Origin of the sequence: Plantibacter sp. Mn2098 (genome assembly GCF_049319745.1) — a bacterium.
Lineage (GTDB): Bacteria > Actinomycetota > Actinomycetes > Actinomycetales > Microbacteriaceae > Plantibacter.
On the sequence record NZ_JBMOUH010000006.1, the window covers coordinates 164,929 to 180,798 of the forward strand.

At 69.7% G+C, this 15,870-nt stretch carries 15 protein-coding genes; 6 read left to right on the forward strand and 9 right to left on the reverse strand.

The window, feature by feature from the left end:
• Positions 1–169 precede the first annotated feature (169 nt).
• The 5 genes from ACL9RL_RS10930 to ACL9RL_RS10950 all read left to right on the forward strand — a co-directional run bounded on the left by ACL9RL_RS10930 (position 170) and on the right by ACL9RL_RS10950 (position 3,610).
• Positions 170–1,138: a ribokinase gene (locus ACL9RL_RS10930; RefSeq protein WP_422780283.1), complete on the forward strand. Its 969-nt coding sequence runs from the start codon at positions 170–172 to the stop codon at positions 1,136–1,138.
• Between the two features lie 198 nt (positions 1,139–1,336).
• Positions 1,337–1,744, forward strand: coding sequence for a hypothetical protein (locus ACL9RL_RS10935; RefSeq protein WP_422780284.1), 408 nt, complete (start codon positions 1,337–1,339; stop codon positions 1,742–1,744).
• Positions 1,745–1,867: 123 nt separating this feature from the next.
• Positions 1,868–2,080: a hypothetical protein gene (locus ACL9RL_RS10940; protein ID WP_422780285.1), complete on the forward strand. Its 213-nt coding sequence runs from the start codon at positions 1,868–1,870 to the stop codon at positions 2,078–2,080.
• Between the two features lie 147 nt (positions 2,081–2,227).
• Positions 2,228–2,764 (forward strand): DsbA family protein, encoded by a 537-nt coding sequence (locus tag ACL9RL_RS10945; protein WP_422780403.1) that lies wholly within the window; start codon positions 2,228–2,230, stop codon positions 2,762–2,764.
• Between the two features lie 3 nt (positions 2,765–2,767).
• Positions 2,768–3,610 carry a cytochrome c biogenesis CcdA family protein gene (locus ACL9RL_RS10950; RefSeq protein WP_422780286.1) on the forward strand — a complete coding sequence of 281 codons (843 nt, stop codon included), beginning with the start codon at positions 2,768–2,770 and terminating at the stop codon, positions 3,608–3,610.
• A 78-nt stretch (positions 3,611–3,688) separates the two neighbouring features.
• Here the strand turns inward: ACL9RL_RS10950 and ACL9RL_RS10955 are convergent, their stop codons facing one another.
• Positions 3,689–4,492 (reverse strand): siderophore-interacting protein, encoded by an 804-nt coding sequence (locus ACL9RL_RS10955; protein ID WP_422780287.1) that lies wholly within the window; start codon positions 4,490–4,492, stop codon positions 3,689–3,691.
• Between the two features lie 345 nt (positions 4,493–4,837).
• On the opposite strand from ACL9RL_RS10955, the gene ACL9RL_RS10960 reads away from it, so the two are divergent.
• The gene (locus ACL9RL_RS10960) at positions 4,838–7,711 is read left to right on the forward strand and encodes an OmpL47-type beta-barrel domain-containing protein (protein WP_422780288.1); all 2,874 of its coding nucleotides are present in this window, start codon (positions 4,838–4,840) and stop codon (positions 7,709–7,711) included.
• Between the two features lie 158 nt (positions 7,712–7,869).
• Here ACL9RL_RS10960 and ACL9RL_RS10965 read toward each other — a convergent pair whose 3' ends face one another.
• The 8 genes from ACL9RL_RS10965 to ACL9RL_RS11000 form a co-directional block, all read right to left on the reverse strand.
• Positions 7,870–8,214, reverse strand: coding sequence for a hypothetical protein (locus ACL9RL_RS10965; RefSeq protein ID WP_422780289.1), 345 nt, complete (start codon positions 8,212–8,214; stop codon positions 7,870–7,872).
• A 10-nt stretch (positions 8,215–8,224) separates the two neighbouring features.
• A complete protein-coding gene (locus ACL9RL_RS10970) occupies positions 8,225–9,670 on the reverse strand; it encodes an ABC transporter ATP-binding protein (RefSeq protein ID WP_422780290.1) in 1,446 nt (481 codons plus the stop codon).
• Positions 9,667–11,505, reverse strand: a complete 1,839-nt coding sequence (locus ACL9RL_RS10975) for an ABC transporter ATP-binding protein (RefSeq protein WP_422780291.1) — start codon at positions 11,503–11,505, stop codon at positions 9,667–9,669. Before ACL9RL_RS10975 ends, ACL9RL_RS10970 begins: the two co-directional genes overlap by 4 nt.
• A gap of 128 nt (positions 11,506–11,633) precedes the next feature.
• On the reverse strand, positions 11,634–12,611 hold the full coding sequence (locus ACL9RL_RS10980; protein ID WP_422780292.1) for a FecCD family ABC transporter permease: 978 nt from the start codon (positions 12,609–12,611) through the stop codon (positions 11,634–11,636).
• Positions 12,608–13,666 carry a FecCD family ABC transporter permease gene (locus tag ACL9RL_RS10985; RefSeq protein WP_422780293.1) on the reverse strand — a complete coding sequence of 353 codons (1,059 nt, stop codon included), beginning with the start codon at positions 13,664–13,666 and terminating at the stop codon, positions 12,608–12,610. The genes ACL9RL_RS10980 and ACL9RL_RS10985 overlap by 4 nt, the downstream gene beginning before the upstream one ends.
• 77 nt (positions 13,667–13,743) lie before the next feature.
• On the reverse strand, positions 13,744–14,766 hold the full coding sequence (locus ACL9RL_RS10990; RefSeq protein WP_422780294.1) for an ABC transporter substrate-binding protein: 1,023 nt from the start codon (positions 14,764–14,766) through the stop codon (positions 13,744–13,746).
• A 93-nt stretch (positions 14,767–14,859) separates the two neighbouring features.
• Positions 14,860–15,507: a TetR/AcrR family transcriptional regulator gene (locus ACL9RL_RS10995; protein WP_422780295.1), complete on the reverse strand. Its 648-nt coding sequence runs from the start codon at positions 15,505–15,507 to the stop codon at positions 14,860–14,862.
• A gap of 30 nt (positions 15,508–15,537) precedes the next feature.
• Positions 15,538–15,843, reverse strand: a complete 306-nt coding sequence (locus ACL9RL_RS11000) for an ArsR/SmtB family transcription factor (protein ID WP_422780296.1) — start codon at positions 15,841–15,843, stop codon at positions 15,538–15,540.
• Between the last annotated feature and the right edge of the window lie 27 nt (positions 15,844–15,870).

Here is a 15,870-nt window from a genome sequence, read left to right on the forward strand (position 1 = left end):
CATTCGGCGGTGGTCGTGCCGTCGATTCCGTCCGATACGGTTCTCGACGAATCGTCACGTCCAGCACGTTCCAGTAGTCCCCAACAGTACCGATGCAGCATCCCAGTCACCCATCCGGCCGACGTCCTCTCCAGCACAGCACCGACCGGAAGTCAGGAAAGGCCCCACCATGCAGAGTTCCCGGATTGTCGTCGTCGGCTCGCTGAACGCCGACCTCGTTGTGCACACCGCGCGCTTCCCGCAGCCGGGCGAGACGCTCCTGGGTTCCGAGCTGACCGTCGTCCCAGGCGGCAAGGGTGCGAATCAGGCGGTCGCGGCCGGTCGTCTGGGCGGATCGGTGTCGATGGTCGGCGCCGTCGGCGATGACCCGCACGGGCGTCTCCTGCTCGATTCGCTGCGCGACTCCGGAGTCGACGTCGATCACATCGACCGGCTCCACGGCGTCGCGACGGGCACGGCGGTCATCACCGTCGACGACGCGGGTGAGAACACGATCATCGTCTCCCCCGGTGCGAACGGGACGCTCGGCGTCGACGCTGCCGACTCGACGGTCGTCGATCGGGTGACGACGGTCCTCGACGGCGCGGGTGTGCTGTGCCTGTGCCTGGAGATCCCGATGGAGACCGTGCTCGCGTCGGCGAAGCTCGCCCGCGACGCCGGGGCGCTCGTCCTGCTGAACCTCTCCCCGTACGGGCCCGTGCCAGAGGAGCTGCTCGAATTGACCGACGTCCTGCTCGTGAACGAGCACGAGGCCGTTGATCTCGCCGGGACGACCGCACGTGCCGACGGGGGTGCCGCATCGGACGACGGCTCCGTCGACTGGGATGCGACGGCATCCGCGCTCGGCACCCTCGGTGTCGACCGGGTCGTCATCACGACCGGCGCGGCGGGGAGTGTCGTCGTCGACGGCGCCCGCCCGATCGTCGCCGTCCCGTCGCCCAAGGTCACCGCGGTCGACACGACCGGTTGCGGTGATGCATTTATGGGATCGCTCGCACTGCGTCTTGCGAACGGCGACGAACTCGTCGACGCCGCACGGTTCGCGTCGACGGTCGGCAGCTATGCCGCGACGGGAGCCGGCGCCCAGGCGTCCTACCCGACGCCGGCGCAGCTCGAATCGTTCCTCGCGGCGCGCTGAACCGGGCTTGGTCGGTTTGCCGGGAGTCTCCCAGGGAATGAGGCTGCGCTCGGGGAGAATGGGATCAGGCTCGGCCGATGCCAGTCGGATCACCTGCTCCGCAGCGGAACCGATCGGGTCGTGGCCGGCACTCCGGCAGACGATGCGAACGAACCACAGAACCACTCGAACTGACCGACCATTGAGGAGCGAGCGACGATGACCAGCCGCGCCGTCCTCTCCCATCCGCTTCGACTCGTCGTCACGCTCGCGATCGTGATGCTCCTCGCGCTCGGCGCCATCGGCCAGCGATGCGCGACCCTCCCAGCAGCATCGGCCACGGTTCCAGCGGCGTCGGCGACCCTCGCTTCGCAAGCGACGACGACAACAACAACGACCGTGCCCGTCGACGTCCAGCTGTCGCCGCCCGGCTGCGGCGTCCCGGACGACACACCGACGAACGGGCGCGACATCACCCTCGCCGGCCACGGCTGGGCCACAGCCGCTGCCCCGGACGGCGCGTCCCCGGTGCTGACCGCGACGACCTCCCCGAGCCCCGTCCTCGCAGCGTTCGGCCACGAACCCCTCACGCTCACGATCATCGCCCTCTGCATCTCGCGAACCTGATTCGGCCCGAACCGCGCCTCGGCGCGCTCGAAACGACCAATCAGACCTGCGACACGACGATCGACCCTGCCATTGCTGCAGACATCGCCGTGCCGTCTCGACACCCGCGAAAGCAGCACATCCATGACCAAGCAGCACCCCAAACGCCACGAGCAGGCCCAGAACACCGCACAACCGCGCACCACACACGCTCGCACCGCCAGAGCCGACGCGTCGCGATCGCGCGCCACCCGACAGGCGCAGGAAGCCCGTGCGCGCCGCACGAGGATCGTGTGGTGGTCGATCGGCGGCGCGGCGGCGCTCGCGATCGTGATGATCCTCGCCGGGCTCCCGTAGGGCGACGCGTCGCGCACCCCCGGCGACGCCATCGGGAATCCGGACCCGGCAACCGGCCAGCAGGACGCGGGCTCTCCCTCCTTCAACCTGGAACGCCGCGACCCGGACGACGTCACCGCGATCGGACGTGTCGACGCCCCGGTCGTGATGGTCGAATACGCCGACTACCGATGCCCGTTCTGCGGCGTCTTCGACCGCGACACCAAACCGGCCCTGGTCCGCGAATACGTCGATGCAGGCAAGCTGCGCATCGAATGGCGCGACCTGCCCGTGTTCGGTGAGCAGTCGATCGCAGCAGCCGTCGCCGCGAGGGCGGCCGGCCGCCAGGGCATGTTCTGGGAGTACCACACGGCGATGTTCGCGGCGGCGCCGGAGCGCGGCCACCCGGAACTGCCGCGCGAGCGCCTGCTCGAGTTCGCGCGGGAGATCGGCGTGCCGGACATCGCCCGGTTCACCGCGGACCTCGACGACCCAGCCCTCGCGAGTGCCGTCCAGACGGACTACGCGGAGGGCACGCGCATCGGCATCGCCAGCACGCCGATCTTCATCATCAACGACACCCCGGTCGCCGGCGCGCAACCGATCGACGTCTTCCGACAGACGATCGACGCCGCCATCGCCGTCGCCGAAGCGTCCGACGTATCGACCCGGCCGACTACGCCGGCCTCCCAGAAGGCGGAGTAGCGCGTGGGCGTCATCGACATCGGATACGCCGGAGCATTCCTCGGCGGCATCCTGACCCTGCTGAGCCCGTGCTCGGTCATGCTCCTGCCCGCGTTCTTCGCGTACGCGTTCTCCAGCCCGACGAAGCTCCTCGCCAGAACGGGACTGTTCACGGCCGGGCTCCTCGTCACACTCGTCCCGCTCGGGCTCCTCGCCGGGGTGCTCGGATCGCTCGTGACCGAGCACCGCACGATGATCGTGACCGTGGCAGCCGCCATCGTCATCGTGGTCGGACTGCTGCAGATCATCGGCGTCGACCTGCCGGGGCTCCGCCGCGGCGCCGGCGGGGAGGGCACCTCGGCGATCTCCGTCTTCGTCCTCGGCTCCGTCTGCGCGGTGGCCGGGGTGTGCGCAGGGCCGATCCTCGGCTCCGTGCTCACCGTCGCCGCCGTCGGCGGAAACCCGCTCTACGGCGGCATCATGCTCGCCGTGTTCGCGCTCGGGATGGCGTTGCCCCTCGGCGTGCTGTCGTTCGCCTGGAGCCGGTTCGACCTCGGCAGCCGGGCGTGGTTGCGCCCGCGACGATTCCGCATCGGCCGATGGGAGAACTCGGTGTGGATGGTCGTCTCGGGATCGCTGTCGATCGGCATCGGCGTGCTGCTCATCGCCACGCAGGGAACGGCATCGCTCGGCGGAGTCCTGACGATCAGCGCGCAGTACGAAGCGGAGACCTGGGCGTCGCGGGCATCGGCTTCCGTCTCGAACCTGTGGTTCGGCATCGGCGCGCTCGTCGTCCTCGGCGTCGCAGCGATCGTGTACGCGATGCGGTCGAGACGCAGGGCGGACGCGTCGGAGCGGATCCGGTGATCCAGGCGCGACGATGCCGACTGGGCGATCCAGGCGCTGCGATCACGGCCAGGAACCTCGACAAGGTCCGATCGGAGGTCAGCCGAGCGACGCGCGCCCGACCTTCCAGTAGCCGATGAACGTGATGTTCGACTTCGGAACGCCCTGCGAGACGAGATGGCGACGGGCGCCCGTGGCGAGGGCGCTCTCGCCGACGATGAAGCTGTACGCGTCCGCTGCGGGCGGCTTCGCCCGGCGCAACGTCTCCAGCGCGAGTTCTCCGGGCGCGCCCTCTCGGCCGTCGCGCGGCAGCCAGTGGACCTCGACGTCGTGGAGGTGCGGCGTCTGACGGATGTCCTCCGTCGTCGGCACCTCGAGCAGCACCTTCGCGCGCAGTTCCGGCGGCGACTGCTCCAGGATGCTGAGGATGGCGGGCACAGCGCTCTCGTCGCCGACGATGAGCTGGGAATTCGTGTCGGTCGGCGGCAGGTACTGGATGCCCTCCGGGAAGAGTCCGGCCTCGTCGCCCGGCTGTGCATGGGTGGCCCAGTAGGACGCAGGGCTGTCGTCGCCGTGGGCGACGAACTCGATGTCGACCTCGCCCAGCTCCGGCCGGTGCGCTCGGATCGTGTAGTTCCGGACGTGGGGCCTGACCGATGACGGCAGGAGGTAGAACTGGGCGATCCAGCCGTTGCCCGACGCGGTCGGCATTCTGAGCGACTGCTGGCCAGGGCGGGGGAAGAAGAGCCGGACGCACTGATCGAGGCCGAGGTAATCGAAATCCGCGATGTCCTCGGATGCGAGAGTGACGTTGACGAAGTGCGGTGTCAGGCGCGTGACGCGCACGACTCTCGTGCGCATCATCTTGCGCTGCTTCGAGATCTGGATCTTCAGACTGGACACACGTCTCCTCAGGCCACCTTCAGCAACACCCGCTGCTTAGGCAAGCCTAACCTCACTCACCCCGCTCGCGCACCCCTCCTCGCACGCCCCATCCACAATTCCGGAACAATTGCGCGATCTCGGCGATTCTGTCCGAAACCCGCGCGGAATCGGCGCGGAATGCGCTATCCGGCGAGCGAGTTCCGGAATTGCGAACAGGGCGAAGGGCGGGGTGACGCGGTATTTCGTTTTGTCGTAAAAACTTACTGACAAGTAAGTGATGTTCCCCTAGGCTAACCGCGGACGACGACGTCCAGCGGGAATCGCCGTCGATTCCTGCAATCCAGTTCAAAGGAGAACACCCACGTGACGAGACATCACGCAAGAACGGACGCTCCACCGGCCGTCATCGGCCGCGCAACCAATGCGACATCGAGGACGACCACCACGATCCGCGCCGCCGGCATCGGCGCGACCATCGCGGCCGTCCTCGCCGCAGGCACCGTCTTCGCCGCACCAGCGGCAGCCGCACCAGGCCCGGACTTCGGGCCGAACGTCATCATCTTCGACCCGAGCGACTCGGTCGAGCACATCAACCAGACTCTCGTCTCCATCTCGAACGAAGCGGAGTTCAGCCCCAACCGCCACGCCGTCTTCTTCAAGCCGGGCACCTACGGCAGTGCAGCCGGGCAGAACAACCCGGAGACCGCGACCGGCATCGTCAACGCCGAGCTGGGCTACTACACCTCGGTCGCCGGCCTCGGAGCGTCGCCGGAGGACGTGCGCCTGAACGGCGCCATCCACGTCGAACCCGTCCGCCAATGCGAAGACACACCGTGGGCCTGCCAGCAGCCCGGTTCCCTGACGCGCTTCTGGCGCTCCCTCAGCAACGTGACCATCAACCCCATCCAGCAGCCCGTCGGCGCCGATGCCCTCCGGCCGATCCCGAACGGTGTCGCACCGGCGCACACGCTGCGGTTCGCCGTATCGCAGGCGGCTCCGCTTCGCCGGGTGAACATCGAGGGCGACCTCTCCGTGTTCGGCCGATTCGGCGAGTACGCGAGCGGCGGCTACCTCGCAAACTCCCGCGTCAGCGGCACCGTCTCCACCGGATCGCAGCAGCAGTGGTTCACCCGCGACAGCGAGGTGGGCTCGTGGGACGGCGGCGTCTGGAACACGGTGTTCTCCGGTGTCGACGGCGCTCCCGCCACCGACTTCGCGCCGGGGAACAAGACGACGATCGATGAGACCCCGGTCACCCGCGAATCGCCGTACCTGTACCTCGACGGCGACGACTACAAGGTCTTCGTGCCGTCCGCCAAGACCAATACCTCCGGTGTGAACTGGGGCACGAGCACGTCCGACGGCGCGGCCATCGACATCGCCGACTTCTACATCGCACACGAGGGCGACTCGGCCGCGACCATCAACCAGGCACTCGCCTCCGGCAAGAACCTCCTGCTCACCCCCGGTGTCTACCGCCTCGCGGAGTCGATCAAGGTGACCCGCGCCGACACCGTCGTGCTCGGCCTCGGCTACGCATCGCTGACTCCGACCGCCGGCACCTCGGCGCTCGAGGTCGCGGACGTTCCGGGCGTCGTCGTCTCCGGCATCACCGTCGACGCCGGCACGACCGAGTCCGCAACGCTCGTGAAGATCGGTTCCGCAGCAGGCGCAGCCGGGGACGCGAGCAACCCGACGACCCTGAGCGATGTCTTCATCCGCATCGGCGGCGCGTGGGCCGGCAAGGCGAAGACGAGCATCGAGATCAACAGCGATGACGTCCTCCTCGACCACATCTGGGCCTGGCGCGCAGACCACGGCGATGCCGGCGCGTTCGGCTGGGATGTCAACACCGGTGCGCACGGCGTCGTCGTGAACGGCGATGACGTCACGGCGACCGGTCTGTTCGTCGAGCACTACCAAGAGAACCAGACCGTCTGGAACGGCGAGCGCGGACGCACGATCTTCTACCAGAGCGAGCTGCCGTACGACCCGCCGAGCCAGGACGCCTGGAACGACGGCACGCGCAACGGCTACGCCTCGTACCGGGTCGCCGACGACGTCCGCGTCCACAACGCGACCGGGCTCGGCAACTACTCGTTCTTCGAACGCGGCATCCCGATCCTCGCCGAGAGCGGCATCCAGGCGCCGAAGTCGCGCCAGGTGACGTTCACGTCGATGACGAGCGTGTTCCTCAACGGTTCGGGCGGCATCTCGCACATCATCAACGACGCCGGAGCAGGAGCGGTCGGGACCTTCGGATCCCCGCAGTTGGCTTCGTACCCACCGACCGACACGACCGCGCCGACGGTGACGATCACCCCGAACACCACGGCCGTCGACGGCTGGCACCCGGCGACGTCGCTCACCATCACGGCGACCGACGACTTCACTCCCCCGCCCGCGGTGGAGGCGAACGTCGACGGCGCCGGTTGGGTCGCCGTCACCGGGCCGATCGTCCTCACGGAGGGCGAGCACACTGTCCTCGCACGGGCGACCGATGACAGCGACAACGTCTCGGACGACGTCACCTGGACGGGACGGGTCGACATCACGGCGCCGGTCGTCACGGCAACCGTCGACGACACGGCCGGGACGGTCGCACTCGCGGCCACCGACACCGGTTCAGGCGTCGCGACACTCGAGTACGCGCTCGGCAGCGCCGTGGCGACGGGTGCGAGCACCTGGACCGCCTACAGCACGCCGGTCGCGGTCACACCAGGCGCACGGGTCGTGAGCTTCCGAGCGACCGATGCCGTCGGCAACGTCTCGCAGATCGGCTCCAGCCGCGTCGCTGCGACGACCGCACCGAGCATCTCGTTCGGCGGCGGCACACTCACGCCTGGTCAGCAGGTCTCGCTGACGGGCTCTGGCATCCCGGCCGGCGCCTACACGGTCGTGTTCCGCTCCGAGCCGGTGACGGTCGCTTCGACCTCCGTCGACGGGGCAGGCACGCTCGCCGTGACCTTCCGGGTTCCGACGGATGCGACGGCCGGTGCGCACCGCATCGAGCTGACCGCGGCCGACGGCACCGTCATCGCCTCGGCAGATGCGACCGTCGTCGCGGCGGCCGGGGCCGGCACGGGGTCCGGTCTGCTGTCGAGCACCGGCTTCGGAACGGGAGGGCCGTTCCTGGTCGCGTCGCTCCTGTTGCTGCTCGCGGGTGGTGCGCTGCTCATCGCGCGCCGTCGTGCCGCAGCGGCGAAGCTGCACGCGGACGGCTCCGTGACCGAGTAGTCGGGAGACATCCGACGGCGATGCCGACGCGCAGCCTGCGCGTCGGCATCGTCCGTTCAGCCCGACGATCCGGCCGGCTGTCTCAGCGAGGCGACCCAGGCAGGCGAGTCAGCCGACCGGCCTCGCTCACCCGGGCCTACACACCAGGCAACCTCTCATCACTCCGGTCGCTCCGCACCGGCCCCGACCGCGGCGATCCGCCAGCCGGCGGCCTGCGAGCGCTCCCGCCAGTACGCCGCATACACACCCCCCTCCGCCAGCAACGCGGTGTGACTGCCGCGTTCCGCGACGACCGATCCCTCCTCGCCCGGCCCGAGCACCACGATCTCGTCGGCGGTCCGGATGGTTGCGAGACGGTGGGCGATCACGATGATCGTCTTGTCCGCCCGCAACTCGTCGAGCGCCGTCTGCACGATCCGCTCGTTGTGCGGGTCGAGAGCTGCCGTCGCTTCGTCGAGGAGGAGGATCGGCGCGTCCTTGAGGATCGCCCTGGCGATCGACACCCGCTGCCGCTCACCGCCGGACAGCAGCCGTCCCCCCCTCGCCCACCGGCGCGTCCCAGCCCTCGGAGAGACGCGCGGCGATCTCGTCCACACCCGCATGCCGCGCCGCACGTCGCCACTGCGTCTCAGAAGCGTCCGGACGTCCGACCCGCACGCTCTCCTCCAGCGTCTGGTCGAACAGGTACACGTCCTGGAACACCATCGCGACCGCGTCCATGACCGTCTCCGTGGTGAGGTCCCTGATGTCGACTCCCCCGATGAGCACGGCGCCGGATCCGACGTCGGCGAACCGGGGCACCAGACTCAGCAGCGTCGATTTGCCCACGCCGGACGGGCCGACCAATGCGACGAGCGACCCCTGCTTCGCCGTGAACGACACCGAGCCGATCACCCGGTCGCCGCCCGGGTAGCCGAAACCGACGTCGCGGAACTCCACGTCGCCAGGTGCGACGGCGCCGGCGTCAGGAGCGTCGCCATCAGGAGCGGCGGCGTCGACCGCTGGGGCCGGCAGCGGCTGCTCCTCGAGCACCGCGGTGATGCGCGCCAGGTCCGCGCGCGCCATCCGGACGGCTCCCATCAGGTCGCCGACCTCCGCGAGCGGCCCGGTGAACCGTGCGGCGAGCACGAGCGAGGCGATGACCGTGGCCGGTTCCACCGCGGCGCCGAGGGCCAAAGACGCGCCGGTGATGATCACGACGGAGAACGCGAACTGCACGGTCAGTCCGACGAGGAGGGTGCCCGGGACGACGGTGCGGAGCATCGCCGCACGCGACCGTCCGTGCTCGGCGAGGCTCCGCTCGAGCGGCTCGTAGACGCGGCCGGTCCCCCCGAACGCGCGCAGCACGCGCATCGTCCTCGCGTACTCGACGACCCGTTCGCCGACTTCGGCTGACGCCGCATCGACCAGACGGTCACCGCGTTCGATCAGCCGACTCGACCACCAGAACGCGAGCGCGAGCAGGGGCGCCGTCAGCAGGGCGGCCACGCCGATGCGCCAGTCCAGGAAGAGCAGGCACACGACAACGGTCGCCGGGGTGACGATCCCCGTGACGAGCGGTGTGAGCAGGTGCGCGGGCAGCGAGCCGAGGTTCATCGTCCCGTTGGTCACGATGCGGGACAACCGGCCGATCCGCTCCGTCTGGAACCAGCCGAGCGGGAGGGTCGCGACATGGTCGCCGATGCGGTTCTGCAGTGTGCGCAGGAGCGCGAGGGCGACCCGGAAGCCGCGCATCGCCTGACCGTACGACGCGATGGAGGCCACGAGGACGGCGACCGCCATCACCCCGAGCCAGGCCCAGCCCTCGTCGAAGCGAGCGTCGAGCATCGCGGACAGGACGAGTACGAGGGCGGTGACGGCGAGGCCCTGCAACACGGCGGAGGCGAGGAGCCACCCCAGGTACACGCGGAGCTTCCGTCCCTCCACTGGGCCGAGGATGAGTGCGAGCTGGCGGATCATGCTGGGTTCCCATCGTGTGCAGGGGTCGTGGCGGAAACGGTGGCGGTGACGGACGATGCGGAGGCGGAGGATGCGGACGCCGGCGCAGCGCCGACGAGCGCCGGATCCGGCCCCGTCTGCGCCGCCCACAACCGGGCGTATTCTCCCTCCGCCACAAGCAGCGCTTCATGTCGTCCCTGTTCGACGATCCGTCCGTCGCGGAGCACCACGATGTGGTCCGCGCCCGTGATCGTGTGCAGCCGGTGGGCGACCACCAACACCGTCCGGCCGACGATCAACCGCGACAACGCACTCTGGATGGCGGCTTCCGACTGCGGATCGGCGAACGCCGTGGCCTCGTCGAGGACGAGGATCGGGGCGTTGTGCAGGATCGCCCGTGCGATGGAGATCCGTTGCAGCTCACCGCCGGAGAACCGCGCGTCCTCACCGACGACCGAGTCGTACCCGCGTGGCAAGGCCTCGACGCGCGTGTGGATCTGCGCGGCTTCGGCCGCAGCTCTGACCTCCGCATCGCTCGCGTCCTGGCGCCCGAGCCGGATGTTGTCCGCAACGCTGCCGGTCAGCAGTGCGACGTCCTGCAGGACGAATGAGACGTGACGGTAGAGCTCGTCGCCCGCGATTTCGCGAACGTCGACCCCGCCGATCGTGACGGCGCCGACGCTCGCATCCCAGAATCGTGGCAGGAGTTCGACGAGGGTCGACTTGCCTGCACCCGACGGGCCGACGACCGCCGTGACGGTACCTGGCGAACACTCGAGGTCGATGCCCTGGAGGACGTCCCGCTCCCCGTCGTAGGAGAACGAGACCCCGGCGAAGACGACGGTGTTGTCGGCTGGGACGCGCGGCGAGACCGGCTCGACGAGGGACGGCGTGTCCAGGAGGGCCTGGATGCGTCCAGCGGCCGCTGTCGCCTCGCGTTTCGCCGACGCGCCGAATCCGAGGGTCACGAGGACGCCGGGGATCATCACGGCGATCATCAGCTCGGTGACCGCCGCGACCGGCCCGACGACTCCCCCTGAGACGAGCCACAGGCATCCGGCGAGGCTCACGAGCAGCACGACCGGCGGCGTCACCGCGAGGGAGCCGAGCGCGTCGGTGCGCAGCATCGGCCCCACCCAGGCCGCATACGTCTGCCCGAACGTCTCCGCGGCCTCCCGATACGCACGATGCGCCCGGCGCCCGCCGCCGTAGGTCTTGACCACGGCGATCCCCGACACGAACTCGACGAGCGAACTGCTCACCGCGCCGAGCGCTGCGTTCATCTTCAGCATCTGCTCACCCATCCCCCTGGTCATGACCGCGTAGGCCACGACGTACACCGGGATCGTGACGACCGCGAGGATGGCGAGACGCCAGTCGACGGCGACGAGGTACGCGAGCGCACCGAGCGGGAGGACGACCGCTGCGACGGTCTCCACCCTGGCGTGTGCGACGAGGTAGTGGAGGTCGTGTACGTCGTTCTGCACGGTCTTCCGCAGTTGCCCGGACGTCCGCCCGGCGAACCAGCCGAGCGGGAGGGTGGAGAGGTGGGCCGCCATGCGGCGTGCGAGCGTCGCCTGGAGGATCGCGTCCGCCTGGTGTGTCATCGCGAGCGCCGCCCCCATCAGCATCGTGCGCCCGAGCAGGCCGCCGATGACGAGCCAGACCGTCGTCCACACACCGGCCGCGCCTGCGCCGGGGCCATCACCGGCGAGGAGCAGCCTGGTCAGTTCGGCGACCGCGATGAACGGGACGATGCCACACAGCGAGGCGAGAGCGGCGAGCACCATCGCAGCGGTGGTGACACCCCGCACCGGGCGGGTGAGGGTGGTGACGGGGTTCTGTGGTGTGGCCATCAGGTGCCTTTCAGAGCTGGTTCGGCGATGGATCGGGGCGAGTCGGTGGAGCTGGGCTGGAGCCGGAGCGGGGTGAATCAAGCCGGTCGGCGCGAGGGGGTCAGCGGGAACGGGTCAGCGCGAACAGGTCAGCGCGAACGGGTGAGGAGGAGGACCAGCAGGAAGACGCCGCCGACGCACACCGTGACGACGCCGACGGGCAACTGGGCCGGTGCGATCAGACGTTGCGCGACGACATCGGCCGCCCCGAGCACGACTGCGCCGCAGAGCCCGGCGGCAACCGGTCGGAAGCCGGGCGCGCCCGTGAGCAGCCGGGCGAGATGGGGTGCGACGAGCGCGACGAACGCGATGGGTCCGGCCGCAGACACGACCGCCGCCGTGAGGATGACACCGGCGAGCCCGATGCTCCACCGCACCCTGGTCGGTCTGATGCCGAGAGCGGTCGCGAGGTCGTCGCCGAGTTCGAGTGTGCGCGTCGGTCCTGCGCAGACGCCCACGAGAACGACTCCGGCGAGGATCGCGACGGCCGGTGCACCGAGGAGGTCCCAGCGCATGCCGGTCAGCGTGCCCATGCCCCACACGCTCGCCGCCTGCGCCACCTCGACCCGCGCGGTCAGGAGCAGCCAGGTGTTCACGGAGGTCAGCATCCCTGCGACGGCGACTCCGGTGAGGATGAGGCGCAGCCCGGAGCCACGCCGGCCGGCCGCGAGCGCGAACACGATGATCGCGGCTGCCACCCCGCCCACGAGCGCTCCGAGCGTCGTCGCGGTCCGACCGGCCCCGAAGACGAGCATCGCCACGAGCGCGCCCGTGTAGGACCCGGCACCCAGACCGATCACGTCGGGGCTGCCGAGCGGATTGCGGGTGATCGATTGGAAGACCGACCCGCTGACACCGAGCGCCGCACCGAACAGGATCCAGGCAGCCACACGCGGAGCACGCCATTCGGTGACGACCCGGTGCGCGAACCCGTCGCCCAGGAACGCCTGGAGCGTCTCCGCCGGCGAGAGCGGATAGTCGCCAGAGCCGAGCGCCACCACCGCGAGCACCATGATGAGCACCGCGAGTGCGCCGATGACGACGGCCCTCCTCCTGGACACCGTCACCGCCGTCCCTCCAAACGTCCGCTACGGACGGCGACGATGAGCGCCGGCCCGCCGATGAACGTCGCGACGATCCCGGCCGGCACCTCGCCGTCCGTCAACAGCACCCGTCCGACGATGTCCGCCAGCACCACCACAACGGCACCGAACACCGCGGACAGCCCGAGGACCCAGCCGAACCGCGGACCGGCGAACGCCCTCGCGATGAGCGGAGCGACCAGACCGATGAATGCGATGGGACCGGCCACCGCCGTGGCCGCCGACGCCAGCAGTGCGGCGATGAGCACGGCGAGGAGGGTGATCCGTCCAACCGGGACGCCGAAGCTCCGCGCCACGTCCTCCCCCAGTTGCACGGCGCCGAGGCCGCGTGCACAGCAGATCAGCGCAACCGTCGCCACGAGGACGACGAGCGCGGACGCTGCAGGCAGCGACACGTCGTAGACCGCGATCGATCCGGCGAGCCAGCCCTGCATTCTGGCGAACGCCATCGGATCCGCCAGTCCGATGGCGACGGTGACGCCGGTCAGCACGGCGGCGATCGCGACGCCGACGAGCGTCGACTCGAGCGGGTTGCCCCGTCGACCCGAGCGGAGCGCCAGCACCACGACCGTGGTCGCAACCACCAGCGAGCCGCAGAATGCGCCGAGGAGGAGCGCTCCGGGCGACCCGCCTGCTCCGGCCGCGACCACGATGGCGACCGCGAGCGCGGCCCCGGCGTTGATGCCGAGGACACCGGGGTCCGCGATCGGGTTGCGGGTCACGACCTGCACGACCGCACCGGCCAGACCGAGCGAGGCGCCGACGAGCAGGCCCACCATCGTGCGGGGCCATCGGAGCGATGCGACCACCGCCTCCGGCGATCCCGGTCTCGGATCAACGAGCCCTGCGAGCACCTCGGCCGGTGAGAGCGGCCTGGCTCCGATCATCAGGCTGAGCACGATGACGACGACGAGCGAGGCGATGGCGGTCGCCAGCCCGAGCGCGATCCTCCTGCGTCGCCGCGCGCCGGCCGCGAGGACGGTCGACGCGGGCTGGGAGACGAGTTCGGACACTGGCACCGGTTCGGAGGTCGATTCTGTTGTGGATTCGGTCGTGGTGTCGCTGGCAGGTTCCGGGCCGGGGCGACCCGCCGGGCTCAGTGCTTGACGAGCGCCGAGAACGACGCCCATCGCGCAGCCGCATCGGCAGCGGTCCCGAGCGCGGTGCTGCCGCCGGCGAGGGTCTGGAGGTCGCTCAACACCCAGAAGATGCCGAAGGGGTGGCTGCCGAACCAGGCGTCGCCGTCCGCAAGGGCGACTCGGGTGCCGGCGAAGGTCGGTGCGCCCTGGACGACGGCCGGGTCGTAGTATCCCCCGCTCAGCACGACCGTCGTGTCGGCCGCGTGGTCGGCGAGCTTCTCCGGCGAGACGGGCACGGTCGCATCCGCGCCCTCGGCCGAGGGAATGTTCTGCTCAGACGCTGGACGGGTGACTCCGACGTCGGCGAGGAGCCGGGACAGCGGCGCATCGCTCGCCGGCGTCATGATCATGTCCTGGAATCCGAGCAGGACGGAGGTCGTCCCGCTGTGCTGGCGCACCTGGCTCGCGACCTCGTCCTCGAACGCGCCGAGACGCTTCGTGACGTGTTCGGCAGCCTGTTCTGCGCCGAACGCCTTGCCGGTCTCGCCGACGATCGTGCGCCAGTCGGTTGCGAAGGGCAGGGCGACGACGGGCGCCACCTCGGAGAGCTGCTGGTAGACGGGGACGAGCGGGCCGGTGTTGCTCATCACGAGGACGTCCGGGTGCAGGGAGGCGAGCGCCTCGATGTTGGGGCTCGTGAGGAACGTCGGGTCGTCGATGAGGTCGGTTCCCGTCTGTTCGAGCGCCGCGCCGGATGTGGCCGACTGGAGCGAACGGTAGACGTGCGTCGGTTTGACGCCGACGGAGAGGAGGTCCATCGCGGCGTACTCGTCGAGCGCCACGATGTTCTTCGGCGCAGTGGGGATGGTGACCGTGCCGAGCTCGTGGGTGACGGTACGGGTCGCGGCGTTCGATGCGTCGCTCGACGCGGCTGGTGTGGTCGAGGAACAGGCGCTCAGCACCAGCGACGCAGTGATGGCGGCGACGACGGGGAGGGCGTGGCGAAGACGGGGACGGGACGGCAGGACGGATCGGGACATGACTGCTCTCAGAGTTATCGAATGGGGTTCGATAACAAGTTAGCATGCCCTTAGTTACTGGGCCACCCTCGTCGTATCACCACACGTCGACCACTATCCGACCGCCCCCACACGAAGGGCGAATCCATCCAGGAACACGTCGATCTTGTCGTGCATGTCGCCGATCGGGTCGCCGGCCGTGAGCACGTAGCGATACTCGACCGTCCTGACACGATCCGGCAACGGTTCGACGTCGCCCGCGAGCGCGGCGTCCATCGCGAGGCGCCCGAGCACCGAGAGTGCGAGACCGGCATCCCGCTCGGACACCCCGAGGGCGAGCAGCCGATCCGCCGTCTCCTGCAGTGCCCTCGCCAGCCGCGGCGGCGGATAGGAGAGCGACTGCAGCGCCCTGGCCAGACCCGGCCTCGCGAGCAACTCACCGACGAGCAGATCGGCGAGCGCGGTCAGGTCTGAGCGCCAGTCGTCGGACCCCGCCGGCCAGACCACCTCAGCGAGCGCAGCGTCGGCCGCGAGCAGGATGAGCTCGCCGCGGCCGTCGACATGGTGATAGAGGGACGACACACCGACGCCCAACTGCTTCGCGACCCGCCCGACGGTGATGCCGTCGATCGTCGCGAGTGCCGCCTGAGCGATGGCCTCCCGCGTGATCCCCGACGGCCTCCCCGCCCGCCGCCTGCCCGTCGCCGGATCGATCGAGCGGGACTCAGAAGCCGACGGGACGCTGGCCGATGGTTCGATCATGCGCCCATGCTAGCCGGGTGCGACGGCGACTCAGGCCTGGAGTAGCACGTCGACGAGACCGGGGAAGCGGCCTTCGAGCTCCGTGCGACGCAACTGGATGGCGTGCGTGCGGCCGGTCACGATCGTCCGCGTGATGCCGGCCTCGCGCAGCGTCTTGAAGTGATACGAGAGCGCTGACTTCTGCAACTCGAACCCCCACTCGTCCGCACCTTTCGCGTGCGGCTCCCCGTCGGCGAGGACACGGACGATCTGCAATCTGACGGGGTCGGCTACGGCGCGCAGCACCGTGACCAACTGCACGTCGGCCATGTCCGGGACGGGGTATTCGTCGCTCATCGTCATCAATCCGTTCAAGTGTGACGA

Bases quoted from the DNA above. Each gene is read 5' to 3' on its own strand.
- ACL9RL_RS10930 (WP_422780283.1), top strand. From the start codon at position 170: ATGCAGAGTTCCCGGATTGTCGTCGTCGGCTCGCTGAACGCCGACCTC.
- ACL9RL_RS10935 (WP_422780284.1), top strand. From the start codon at position 1,337: ATGACCAGCCGCGCCGTCCTCTCCCATCCGCTTCGACTCGTCGTCACG.
- ACL9RL_RS10940 (WP_422780285.1), top strand. From the start codon at position 1,868: ATGACCAAGCAGCACCCCAAACGCCACGAGCAGGCCCAGAACACCGCA.
- ACL9RL_RS10945 (WP_422780403.1), top strand. From the start codon at position 2,228: ATGGTCGAATACGCCGACTACCGATGCCCGTTCTGCGGCGTCTTCGAC.
- ACL9RL_RS10970 (WP_422780290.1), bottom strand. From the start codon at position 9,670: ATGATCCGCCAGCTCGCACTCATCCTCGGCCCAGTGGAGGGACGGAAG.
- ACL9RL_RS10975 (WP_422780291.1), bottom strand. From the start codon at position 11,505: ATGGCCACACCACAGAACCCCGTCACCACCCTCACCCGCCCGGTGCGG.
- ACL9RL_RS10990 (WP_422780294.1), bottom strand. From the start codon at position 14,766: ATGTCCCGATCCGTCCTGCCGTCCCGTCCCCGTCTTCGCCACGCCCTC.
- ACL9RL_RS10995 (WP_422780295.1), bottom strand. From the start codon at position 15,507: ATGATCGAACCATCGGCCAGCGTCCCGTCGGCTTCTGAGTCCCGCTCG.
- ACL9RL_RS11000 (WP_422780296.1), bottom strand. From the start codon at position 15,843: ATGAGCGACGAATACCCCGTCCCGGACATGGCCGACGTGCAGTTGGTC.